Raw genomic sequence first — 11,885 nt, 5'->3', positions numbered from 1 at the left:
CGTATCCCTTAATGGGCCGGGTCGTTGCTGACGGACGACTGTAAAGCCTGGGCGAAAGATTTTGCGATCGCCTGACGCTGAGCCGGAGCAACGCTGGTGTTAATCAGGTTGGTGACCATATTTCCCAAAACCATCAGGGAGAGATCGGTCGGCGTTTTATGTTTTTCCAGTACGTTGACCAGCTCACTGAGCAGTTGTTCAACGTGTTCATCACTGTAGCGGGAATGTTGTGGCATAAATCAAAATCAGTTTGTTGATGAAAGGGCAACATATTACCGTAGCAACAGCTTTTTTTCCCCTTTTTTATCTGTTGTTGCACACATGTCCTGGTGGTGGTTGAATACCGCCCGGTCTAAAAGGAGAGTTTATCATGAGTCTGGAAATCAACCAGATTGCCCTGCACCAGCTTATCAAGCGCGATGAGCAAACCCTTGAAGTGGTGCTACGCGATTCGTTACTGGAACCTACGGCGACCGTTGTGGAGATGATGGCAGAGCTGCATCGTGTCTACAGCGCCAAAAATAAAGCCTATGGGCTGTTCAGCGAAGAGAGTGAACTGGCCGATAGCCTGCGCCTGCAGCGCCAGGGTGAAGAGGATTTCCTGGCGTTTAGCCGTGCGGCAACCGGGCGTCTGCGCGATGAGCTGGCGAAATATCCGTTCGCCGACGGCGGGATCGTGCTGTTCTGCCACTACCGCTATCTGGCGGTCGAGTACCTGCTGGTTACCGTGCTGAATAACTTAAGCAGCATGCGCGTGAACGAGCAGCTGGATATCAGCTCGACGCATTATCTGGATATCAACCATGCGGATATCGTGGCGCGTATTGATTTGACCGAGTGGGAAACCAACCCGGAGTCGACCCGCTACCTGACTTTCCTGAAGGGACGCGTGGGCCGCAAAGTGGCGGATTTCTTTATGGATTTCCTCGGTGCCAGTGAAGGGCTTAACGCCAAAGCGCAGAACAAAGGGCTGCTCCAGGCGGTTGACGATTTCACAGCCGAAGCGCAGCTTGATAAATCTGAGCGCCAGACGGTGCGCCAGCAGGTTTACAGCTATTGCAACGAACAGCTGCAGGCTGGGGAAGAGATTGAGCTGGAGTCGCTGTCAAAAGAGCTGGCGGGCGTCAGCGAAGTCAGCTTCCAGGAATTTACCGCAGAGAAGGGCTATGAGCTTGAAGAGAGCTTCCCGGCGGATCGCAGCACGCTGCGTCAGTTAACCAAGTTTGCCGGCAGCGGCGGCGGGTTAACCATCAACTTTGATGCGATGCTGCTGGGGGAACGTATCTTCTGGGATCCGGCCACCGATACGCTGACCATTAAAGGTACGCCACCGAATCTGCGCGATCAGCTTCAGCGCCGCACCTCGGGCGGTAAATAACAGGCACAAAAAACCCCGCAGAAGCGGGGTTTTTTTCGACAGGTTTGCGATTACGCGCGAACGAAGTCGATGTGAGTCAGTTTTGGCTTGAACGCGTGACGCTGAACAGCCTGAACTTTCACTTTTTCTTCTTTACCGCCAACAACGATGGTCAGAACTTCGCTGTAGAATTCAGCTTTGGTCTGCAGGTTCCACAGTTTGTCGTGATCCAGTTCGATTGCAACTGGAGCAGCTTCGCCACCGTAAACGATAGCCGGGAACTTGTTAGCGGTACGCAGGCGGCGGCTCGCACCCTTACCCTGCACGTTACGTACTTCTGCTTCGATAGTGAACATTGATTTCTCTCTGTATTTAAAACCCTACTACAGGCGACCCAGCAGCAGGTGAGTGTTCTGCCTCACGGATGTGAAGCGGGCGGCATTTTATACTCAAATGCCCCTCACATCAATGAAAAGTCCCGCTAACCGCGCAATTCGTTGGCGCGACGGAAGCGACCTTCGAAGTCAAAGAGCTTCTCGCGCACCTGCCAGTACTGGCCTTTCTTACGGGCGACGACAAAATCCGGATGGCGCAACAGCACCTGCTGGCGCACGATATCGGCCACGGTGATCCAGCGCAGGGGCACGCCCGGGGTGCGGGTGTGCGGGCGAATAAACAGCTGTTCGAAGGCCGTTCGCTGGGCAGGCGTCTGGACCCGGAAGCGCTCGCTGACGTCCGCCCCGTCCTCGTCGTAATAGGTGATTTTCAGCCATTCGCCTTTTTCATCCGCGCCGGGCTGCAGCGCCATGCCGGAACAGCGCAGCACCAGCGCATCTTTCAGCTTTAGCGCCGCTTTCAGCATGTCGTCCGGGTCAACCAGCACCGTGTCGCACTCCCGACAGCGGCGAGCGGCTATGTCATTTTCGGCGTTGCACTGCGGGCAGTTTTTGAAGCGGAAACGAAAATCGCACTGCTCGCGATGCCCTTCATCATCTTCAAACCAGCCCTGACAGCGGCGGCCAAAATGTTCGATCAGCGTACCGTCGGCGGTGGTTTTGCCCCAGAAGGTGTTGGCAAACCCGCAGGCAGGGCAAAAGACCTGCACGGGCACGTTGTCGCTTTTTCCTTTTGGCGCGCCGACCTCAGGCGTATAGAGATCGTGCGGGTTACCGGCATAATCCAGAATCAGGCAGTCGGTTTTCCCCGGTGCCAGACGCAGGCCGCGGCCAACAATTTGCTGATACAGACTGACCGATTCGGTCGGGCGCAAGATAGCGATCAGGTCGACGTGCGGGGCGTCAAAGCCGGTGGTCAATACCGACACGTTAACCAGATAGCGGAACCGCTGGGCCTTAAACGCGTCGATCAGGCCGTCGCGCTCGGGGCCGGGCGTCTCGCCGGTGATGAGCGCCGCGTCGCCGGAAGGCAGTAACCCGGTGATTTCCCGCGCGTGCTCAACGGTGGCGGCAAAGATCATCACCCCTTTGCGCGTCGCGGCGAACTCCTCAATCTGGCTGATGATATGCGGCGTAATGCGCTTTTGCTTTTTCAGCTCCTGGTTAAGATCCGCTTCGCTGAATAACCCGTTGCTCTGCGCCTGCAGGCGGCTGAAGTCGTACTGCACCACCGGCATATCCAGCCGTTCAGGCGGCGTCAGGTAGCCATGTTTAATCATGTAGCGCAGCGGAAGCTCGTAGATGCAGTCGCTAAACAGGGCCTTGTCATCGCCGCGCACCATGCCGTGATAATGGTAACGATAGATCCAGCCTTTACCCAGACGAAACGGGGTCGCCGTCAGGCCCAGCAGGCGCAGGTGAGGGTTCACGTCTTTCAGGTGCGTCAGGATTTGCTGATACTGGCTGTCGTCGTCATCGCTGATGCGGTGACACTCGTCGACAATCAGCAGCGAAAATTCGCTGCGAAACAGATCCAGATTGCGGGCCACCGACTGCACGCTGCCAAACACCACCTTGCCGTGGCTCTCTTTACGCTTTAGACCGGCGGCGAAAATGTCGGCTTCCAGTCCAAGTGCACAATACTTGGCATGGTTTTGCGCGACGAGCTCTTTAACGTGCGCCAGCACCAGCACGCGGCCACGGGCCAGACGCGCCAGTTCGGCAATGACCAGGCTTTTGCCTGCACCGGTCGGGAGCACAATCGCCGCCGGCTCGCGATGTTTACGGAACCAGGCGAGGGTGGCGTCAACGGCTTCCTGCTGATAGGGACGAAGTGTAAAAGTCATGGGGTCTCGGTTTCGTTATTCCGCACATAGTATGCCACGAAACTTTTTCCCTTGAGTGGCGCAACCAGACCATTATACTGAACCGTTCCAGACTGCTTCTATTTTCGGACCTGTTGTCCGACTTCCTGCACCATTAAGGCTAAAAAGATTTCATGCGACTTGATAAGTTTATCGCTCAGCAACTCGGCGTAAGCCGCGCTATTGCCGGGCGCGAAATTCGCGCCAGCCGCGTTACCGTGGATGGCGACATTGTGAGAGACAGCGCGTTCAAACTGCAACCTGACCATCAGGTGGAGTATGACGGCAATCCGCTGACCCAGCAGCACGGTCCTCGCTACTTTATGCTCAATAAGCCGGAAGGCTACGTCTGCTCAACGGACGATCCGGATCACCCGACGGTGCTCTATTTCCTCGACGAACCGGTGGCGCACAAGCTGCATGCCGCAGGCCGCCTCGATATCGACACCACCGGTCTGGTGCTGATGACCGACGACGGTCAGTGGTCGCATCGCATCACCTCTCCACGCCACCACTGCGAGAAAACCTATCTGGTCACGCTGGAGTCACCGGTGTCGGATGACACGGCTGAGCACTTCGCGAAAGGCGTGCAGCTGCATAATGAAAAAGATCTGACTAAGCCGGCGGTGCTTGAAGTCATCACCCCGACGGAGGTCCGTCTGACCATCAGCGAAGGGCGCTACCATCAGGTGAAACGTATGTTTGCCGCGGTGGGGAATCACGTTGTTGGCCTGCATCGCGAACGGATTGGTGCGATTGAACTCGATCCCGACCTTGCGCCAGGCGAATACCGTCCGTTAACGGAAGAAGAGATCGCCAGCGTCGGTCTGCCTTCGCACTAATTTCAGGAGAACCCTGTGACCATCAGGCCACACTCGTCGTTCAAAATCGTCTTCATTCTTGGCCTGCTGGCCATGCTGATGCCGCTGTCTATTGATATGTACCTGCCCGCGCTGCCGGTCATTTCCGCGCAGTTTGGCGTCCCGGCGGGCAGCGCGCAGATGACGCTCAGCACCTATATTCTCGGCTTTGCCCTTGGCCAGCTGTTTTATGGCCCGATGGCGGACAGCCTTGGACGCAAGCCCGTCATTCTGGGCGGGACGCTGGTCTTTGCGGCCGCAGCGGTTGCCTGTGCGCTGGCCCAGACCATCGATCATCTGATTATCATGCGCTTCTTCCACGGTCTGGCGGCGGCAGCGGCAAGCGTGGTGATTAATGCCCTGATGCGCGATATCTACCCGAAGGAAGAGTTCTCCCGCATGATGTCGTTCGTGATGCTGGTGACGACGATTGCGCCGCTGGTGGCGCCAATGGCGGGTGGTGCGGTGCTGGTGTGGTTCAGCTGGCATGTGATTTTCTGGATCCTGGCCCTGGCCGCGCTGCTGGCCTCGGCAATGATCTTCTTCTTTATAGATGAAACGCTTCCCGTCGAGCGCCGCCAGAAGTTTCACATCCGTACCACCATCGGCAACTTTGCCTCGCTGTTTCGCCACAAGCGCGTGCTCAGCTATATGCTGGCAAGCGGGTTCAGCTTTGCCGGAATGTTCTCTTTCCTGAGCGCCGGGCCGTTTGTCTACATCGAGCTTAACCACGTGTCGCCGCAGCACTTCGGCTATTACTTTGCGCTTAACATCGTCTTCCTGTTCATCATGACCATCATCAACAGCCGCTTTGTCCGGCGGGTGGGGGCGCTGAACATGTTTCGCGCGGGGCTGTGGATCCAGTTTGCGATGGCGATCTGGCTGGTGGTGAGCGCGTTTCTGGGCGTGGGCTTCTGGGCGCTGGTGGTCGGCGTAGCGGCCTTTGTCGGCTGCGTGTCGATGGTGTCGTCCAATGCGATGGCGGTGATCCTGGATGAGTTCCCGCACATGGCGGGGACCGCCTCTTCCCTGGCGGGGACGTTCCGCTTCGGCATCGGCGCTATCGTGGGGGCGTTGCTTTCGATGGCCACCTTTACGACGGCATGGCCGATGCTGTGGGCCATGGCTTTTTGCGCAACCAGCTCGATACTCTTCTATCTTTACGCCAGTCGACCGCGAAAAGCGGCCCACTAAAACACAGAGAAGGCCCGGCAGGGCCTTTTTTGTTGATGCATATCAACCAAACCCCCGTTCGTTTATGCCGTGTTTGTTTATTTTATGTAAAATCTATTTGTGTAAAAAGTCACATCATTGTATTCAAAAAGGTTGAGTTAGATCGCAGAAACGGGTACATATAGCGCCGACGCGAGCCTGAATACCGATAAAAAAGTGCTGAATAGTGCAGGCTGGCGATGATGTGTTACTATAAATGTAAATAAATTGTGAAGTAAATTTTGCTTCCGGGGAACGAACGTGAATACATTACAACTTTCTATTGTCCATCGCTTGCCCCAGAGCTATCGCTGGTCGGCGGGTTTTGCTGGTTCGAAAGTTGAACCGATTCCGCAAAACGTCGCGGGCTGTGAAAACTGCCTGGTGGCGCTCAAGCTGCTGAGCCCGAGCGATGAAAATGCATGGCGGGTGATGGAGCGTCTCAGTCAGGCCCTGACGGATATCGAAGTGGACAGCTCCGTGCTGGAATGCGAAGGGGAGCCGTGCCTGTTTGTGAAAAGCCAGGACGAGTTTGCTGCCACCTGCCGTCTGAAAAATTTTGGCGTTGCTATTGCAGAGCCTTTCTCCGGCCAGTATCCATTCTGAGCGCTAGTCTGACGACAACAGCTGGCGCGTGTAGCGCTGCGTTGGCGCGCTAAATACGCGCTGGCACTCTCCCTGCTCGACCACCTCTCCCTGTCGCAACACAATCACCTGATGGCATAGCGCCCGCACCACCTGCAAATCATGGCTGATAAAGATATAGGCCAGCCGGTGCTTTTCCTGTAGCCCTTTCAGCAGCGCCAGGATCTGCGCCTGTACGGTCCTGTCCAGAGACGACGTCGGTTCATCCAGAATAATTAGCTCTGGTTTCAGGATCAGCGCGCGGGCAATGGCGATACGCTGGCGCTGCCCGCCGGAAAATTCCGCAGGATAGCGGTGGCGCGTCTCGGGATCTAGACCCACTTCGGCCATGACCCGCATGACCTCCTGCTCGCGCTGCTGCGCGCTCAGGCCGGGCTGATGGACGCGCAGGCCCTCTTCGACAATCTGTAACACGCTGAGCCGCGGGTTAAGCGAGGAGTTGGGATCCTGAAAGACCACCTGCATGCGGGGCCGCACGGGCAGCATCTGCCGCCGGTTCCAGCGGTGCAGCGGCATGCCGTCAAACAGGATTTCGCCCTGTGAGGCAATTAAGCGCAGCAGCGCCAGACCGGTGGTGCTTTTACCCGAGCCGGATTCGCCCACCAGCCCGAGGGATTCGCCCGGGCGCAGCGAGAAGCGGATATTTTTTAACACCGGGTTGCGATCGACAATGCGTCGCAAAATACCTTTGCGGATCGGGAACGAGACGGACAGATCCTCAACGCGCAGCAGCGGCGTGCTGTCAGCGTCGAGGGGAACCGGGTCGCCGGCGGGTTCGCTGTCGAGCAGGCGCTGCGTATAGGGGTGTTGCGGCGCGCTCAGCAGCGTGGACGCCGCATTCTGTTCAACACAGCGGCCGTTTTGCATCACCGCGACGCTGTCGGCCAGCTTTCTCACAATGCTCAGGTTGTGCGTGATAAACAGCAGGCTCATGTTTAGCTCGTCACGCAGGTCCCGCAGCAGCGTCAGTATTTGCGCCTGTACCGTCACGTCCAGCGCCGTTGTGGGTTCGTCGGCAATCAACAGCTCGGGGCGCGTCAGCAGGGCCATGGCGATCATCACGCGCTGGCGTTCGCCGCCGGAGAGCTGATGCGGAAAATCATTCAGCCGTTTGGCCGCATTGCGTATGCCTGTGCGTTCAAGACAATCCAGAATTTCTCCCCGCGCGGCCTCTTTGCGCATCCCACGGTGCAGGGAGAGCACTTCATAGAGCTGTTTTTCCAGGCTGTGCAGCGGGTTAAGCGACACCATCGGCTCCTGGAAGATCATCGCGATTTTGTTGCCGCGAATGCCGCGCAGGGTCTGTTCGTCGGCGTGCAGCAGCGAACGGTCGTGAAAAAGGATATCCCCTTGCGGGTAGCTCACCGGCGGAGAAGGCAGCAGCCGCAGGATGGAGAGCGCCGAAACGCTCTTGCCTGAACCCGACTCACCCACCAGGGCCAGCGTTTCACCGCGCTGGATCTGCAGCGTCAGGTCGCTGACCACGGTGCGCGTCTCGTCCTGTTTTGAAAAGGCAATCGACAGGTTATCAATACGGAGCAGGGGCTGGGTCATTTTAAACCGCCTTGTTCGGATCAAAGGCATCGCGCACGGCTTCGCCAATAAAAATCAGCAGCGACAGCAGCACGGCCACGGAAAGAAAGGCGGCGATGCCTAACCACGGCGCCTGAAGGTTGTTCTTGCCCTGCAGCAGCAGTTCGCCGAGCGACGGGGAACCCAACGGTAGCCCGAAACCGAGAAAATCCAGTGAGGTGAGGGTGGTGATGGAGCTGCACAGAATAAACGGCAGGAAGGTGAGCGTTGCCACCACGGCGTTGGGCAGCATATGGCGGAAGATGATCCCGCGGTCGCTCACGCCAAGCGCCTGCGCGGCGCGAATATAGTCGAAATTACGGGTGCGCAGAAACTCGGCCCTGACCACACCGACCAGCGCCATCCAGCCGAACAGGACGGTAATGCCTAATAACCACCAGAAGTTGGGCTGTACGACGCTGGAAAGCAGGATGATCAGAAACAGCGTCGGCATGCCTGACCAGACCTCAATCACCCGCTGGCCCCAGAGGTCAATTTTCCCGCCGTAGTAGCCCTGAATGGCGCCCGCCACGACGCCCATCACGCTGGAGAAGATCGTCAGCATCAGCCCAAAGAGAAGCGAAATACGCGTGCCATACAGGATGCGCGCCAGCACGTCACCGCCGTTAGCATCCGTTCCCAGCCAGTTTTGCGCGGAGGGCGGGGAAGGGAAGGGGGTCGTGGTGGCGAAGTTAATGCTGTTTGCGCCAAAACGCACCGGCGCCCAGAGCGCCCAGCCGTGCTGCTCAATCTGCTGGCGAAGCCACGGGTCCTGATACTCTGCCGGCGTCGCAAACGGGCCGCCAAAGTCGCTTTCGTTGTAATTGGCGATGACCGGCACGTACCAGCGATCGTTAAAATGCACCAGCAGCGGTTTATCGTTAGCGATCAGTTCTGAAAACAGGCTTAAGACAAACAGCACGGCAAAAATCCACAGAGACCAGTAGCCGCGGCGGTTGTGGCGAAAGCGGGCCCAGCGGGCCTGGTTGACGGGGCTTAAACGCGGCATCATCGGCCCTCAAAATCGATTCGGGGATCGACCAGCGTATAGCTGATATCGCTGATGATATTCAGCAGCAGGCCAATCAGGGTGAAAATATAGAGCGTGCCGAACATTACCGGATAATCACGCGACACGGTGGCCTCATAGCCCAGCAGGCCCAGACCGTTAAGCGAGAACATCACCTCTATCAGCAGCGAGCCGGTAAAAAACATACTGATGAACGTGGCCGGAAATCCGGCGATCACCAGCAGCATGGCGTTGCGGAACACGTGCTTCCACATGATCTGCTTCTCGCTCACGCCTTTAGCACGGGCCGTAACGACGTACTGTTTACGAATTTCATCGAGAAAGGCGTTTTTGGTCAACATGGTCAGGGCCGCAAACCCGCCAATGACCGTGGCCAGAACCGGCAGCGTGATATGCCAGAGGTAGTCGGTGATTTTCTGGTACCACGGCAGGGAGCTGAAATCGGCGGAGACGAGGCCCCGCAGCGGGAAGAGATCAAAATAACTGCCCCCGGCAAAAAAGACGATCAGCAGAACGGCGAACAGAAACGCCGGGATGGCATAGCCGATAATGATGAACGTGCTGCTCCAGATATCGAACCGGCTGCCGTTGTACACCGCTTTGCGGATCCCAAGCGGTATAGAGACCAGATAGATGATCAGCGTACCCCACAGCCCGAGCGTGATCGAAACCGGCAGGCTTTGCTTGATCAGCGTCAGCACTGACGCACTGCGGAACAGGCTATCGCCAAAATCAAAGCGGATGTAATCCCAGAGCATTTTGAAATAGCGCTCGTGAATCGGTTTATCAAAGCCGTAGCGGTGGGTGATCTCGGCGATCACCTCCGGATCCAGCCCGCGTCCCCCGCGGTAATGGCTTTCGCTGATATTCCCTACGCCAGTTCGCGCATGGCTGGCGCCCATCCCTTCGCCGCCGCCGCCCGGCATGCCGCCGCTGTTGCCAAATTCAATAGCGGCAATGGCCTGATCGACCGGCCCGCCAGGAGCGATTTGCACAATAAAAAAGTTAATCGTGATGATGGCCCACAGGGTGGGGATGACCAGCAGCAGACGGCGGAGAAGATAGGCACCCATGATAATTCCTTATCGCCGCTCAGCGGGAAGTCTGGCGGCTTTGTTAACGTCATACCACCAGGTGTCAAAGCCCAGAGAATAGACCGGGCGCACGGCAGGCACGGAGAACTTATCCCAGCGCGCAAGGCGATCTTCGCCCATATACCACATCGGCAGCATGTAGTAGTTCCAGGTTAAGACCCTGTCGAGGGCGCGCCCGAGCGGCACGAGCTTGTCTTTATCCCCCTGCGCCGCCACGATTTTCGCAATCAGCGCATCAATCGCCGGGCTTTTTACCCCCGGCGCATTGTACGAGGAGTCGATGTAGCTGGAGGCCCAGGAGATTTGCAGGTCCGAGCTAGGCCACGGCTGCGCGGGCCACAGGCGCTGCATCATGTCGTAATCACGGCTGCGCATGCGGCTGGTGATCTGCGCGTTATCGACCTGGCGAATGTTCATGGTCACGCCCAGCCGCTCAAGGTTGTGCTTAAACGGCAGCACCCACTGGTCGTTGCCCCCGGACGAGAGCAGCAGCTCAAAGCTGAGTGGCTTGCCCGTTTTGGCATCCACACGTTTTTGGTTCTTCAGGTGCCAGCCTGCGTCATCCAGCAGCTTGCTGGCTTTGAGCAGGTTGTCGCGGTCGTAACCGTCACCCTTCGATGCGGGCGGCTGAAACACCGTTGTAAACACCTCTGGCGGTACCTCTGCTTTAAGGGGGGCCAGCAGAACCAGTTCGTCGGCTTTCGGATAATCGCGCGCGGCGTATTCGGTATTCTGAAAATAGCTGTTGGCGCGGCTATAAGCCCCGTAAAACAGCGCTTTGTTCATCCACTCAAAATCAAAGGCCAGGGAGATGGCTTCCCGCACCCGGCGGTCATTAAATACCGGACGCTGAATATTAAACGCCAGCCAGCGGGTGTCCTGGGCAGATTCATTTTTGTGTTCGTCTTTGACGATATAGCCTTTGGCGAAATTTTTGCCGATATAGCGGGTCGCCCAGTTTTTGGCGCTGCTCTCGACGCGCAAATCGAATGCCCCGGCTTTGAACGCTTCAAACGCCACGTTATCGTCGAGGTAGTAATCATAGCGAAGGGTGTCGAAGTTCCAGCGTCCGCGGTTGACCGGCAGATTGGCCGCCCAATAGTCTTTGACACGGGAATAGACGACATATTGCCCCATGCGCCAGTCGGTAATGCGGTAGGGGCCGCCAGCCAGAGGAGGCGTTGAAAGCGGGTCGCTCAGCTTATGATTTTTCCAGAACGATTCCGGCATCACCGGCAGCGAGAACAGGCTGAGCATATTCTCTTTGTTCGGTTCGCTCAGCTCAATGCGCACGGTGAGCGGCGCGATGGCTCTGACCGACGCGCCTTTATATACGATGCGGAACTGGGGGACGCCTTCGGTCATGAATTTATGGAAGGTGAACGCAACGTCGCTGGCCTTCACCGGCGTGCCATCGTGAAAACGTGCCCGCGGGTTCAGCGAGATTTCCGCCCAGGCGAAGTTATCGGCGTAACGCACGTTCTCGGCAATCAGCGGATAGTAGCTGCCGGGCTCGTCATCGGAGGTGACAAAGAGCGTATCGTAAAGCGATTCCGTTCGCGCGGCCGCCACGCCGCGCAGGGCGTAGCGGTTGAAGTTGTCGAAGGTTCCCGTGGCGGAAAGCGTGACCTTACCGCCTTTTGGCGCGGCTGGGTTGACGTAATCGAAGTGCGTAAAATTGACCGCGTATTTCGGCTCGCCAATCACCGCGAAGGCGATATTCTCTTTGATGGTTTGCGCCTGGCTGGACAGGCTCGTGAATGCCAACATCAGCAACATAAAGCGCATAAGCATCTCGCGGCAGCTCCCTCTCTACAGACCGGTTCGGTTAAGCTGAATAATAAGTGACGTCACG

11 protein-coding genes are annotated in these 11,885 nt (G+C 57.3%); 4 read left to right on the top strand and 7 right to left on the bottom strand.

From position 1 onward, the window contains the following. Nucleotides 1-8: 8 nt before the first annotated feature. A complete protein-coding gene (locus tag ACEPLT_RS15410; RefSeq protein WP_008500958.1) occupies nt 9-236 on the bottom strand; it encodes a YejL family protein in 228 nt (75 codons plus the stop codon). Nucleotides 237-370: 134 nt separating this feature from the next. Between ACEPLT_RS15410 and yejK the strand changes: the two genes are divergently transcribed. Then, complete coding sequence (yejK, locus tag ACEPLT_RS15405) at nt 371-1,378, top strand: nucleoid-associated protein YejK (protein ID WP_008500957.1); 1,008 nt, start codon at nt 371-373, stop codon at nt 1,376-1,378. Nucleotides 1,379-1,428: 50 nt separating this feature from the next. On the opposite strand, the gene rplY is transcribed toward yejK, so the two are convergent. Beyond that, nucleotides 1,429-1,713 (bottom strand): 50S ribosomal protein L25, encoded by a 285-nt coding sequence (gene rplY, locus ACEPLT_RS15400; RefSeq protein ID WP_008500956.1) that lies wholly within the window; start codon nt 1,711-1,713, stop codon nt 1,429-1,431. Nucleotides 1,714-1,838: 125 nt separating this feature from the next. Then, complete coding sequence (locus ACEPLT_RS15395) at nt 1,839-3,599, bottom strand: DEAD/DEAH box helicase (RefSeq protein ID WP_232928750.1); 1,761 nt, start codon at nt 3,597-3,599, stop codon at nt 1,839-1,841. A 152-nt stretch (nt 3,600-3,751) separates the two neighbouring features. Here ACEPLT_RS15395 and rsuA point away from each other — a divergent pair, with 152 nt between their 5' ends. From rsuA to ACEPLT_RS15380, 3 genes are all read left to right on the top strand, one after another. Next, a complete protein-coding gene (gene rsuA / locus ACEPLT_RS15390) occupies nt 3,752-4,459 on the top strand; it encodes a 16S rRNA pseudouridine(516) synthase RsuA (RefSeq protein ID WP_021241522.1) in 708 nt (235 codons plus the stop codon). Between the two features lie 15 nt (nt 4,460-4,474). Then, nucleotides 4,475-5,671, top strand: a complete 1,197-nt coding sequence (locus ACEPLT_RS15385) for a Bcr/CflA family multidrug efflux MFS transporter (RefSeq protein ID WP_232928748.1) — start codon at nt 4,475-4,477, stop codon at nt 5,669-5,671. Between the two features lie 279 nt (nt 5,672-5,950). Continuing rightward, nucleotides 5,951-6,295, top strand: coding sequence for a YejG family protein (locus tag ACEPLT_RS15380; RefSeq protein WP_008500952.1), 345 nt, complete (start codon nt 5,951-5,953; stop codon nt 6,293-6,295). Between the two features lie 3 nt (nt 6,296-6,298). On the opposite strand, the gene yejF is transcribed toward ACEPLT_RS15380, so the two are convergent. From yejF to ACEPLT_RS15360, 4 genes are read right to left on the bottom strand one after another with little or no spacing between them, the layout of a single operon-like run. Beyond that, complete coding sequence (gene yejF, locus ACEPLT_RS15375; RefSeq protein ID WP_232928746.1) at nt 6,299-7,888, bottom strand: microcin C ABC transporter ATP-binding protein YejF; 1,590 nt, start codon at nt 7,886-7,888, stop codon at nt 6,299-6,301. A gap of 1 nt (nt 7,889) precedes the next feature. Then, nucleotides 7,890-8,915, bottom strand: coding sequence for an ABC transporter permease (locus tag ACEPLT_RS15370; RefSeq protein WP_008500950.1), 1,026 nt, complete (start codon nt 8,913-8,915; stop codon nt 7,890-7,892). After that, a complete protein-coding gene (locus tag ACEPLT_RS15365) occupies nt 8,915-10,009 on the bottom strand; it encodes a microcin C ABC transporter permease YejB (RefSeq protein WP_008500949.1) in 1,095 nt (364 codons plus the stop codon). The genes ACEPLT_RS15370 and ACEPLT_RS15365 overlap by 1 nt, the downstream gene beginning before the upstream one ends. 9 nt (nt 10,010-10,018) lie before the next feature. Next, nucleotides 10,019-11,824: an extracellular solute-binding protein gene (locus ACEPLT_RS15360; RefSeq protein ID WP_008500948.1), complete on the bottom strand. Its 1,806-nt coding sequence runs from the start codon at nt 11,822-11,824 to the stop codon at nt 10,019-10,021. Nucleotides 11,825-11,885 lie beyond the last annotated feature (61 nt).

This window comes from Enterobacter sp. fkY84-1 (assembly GCF_052974705.1).
The sequence above is the reverse complement of the archived record's forward strand: the minus strand, read 5'-3'. Positions and strand labels throughout refer to the sequence as shown.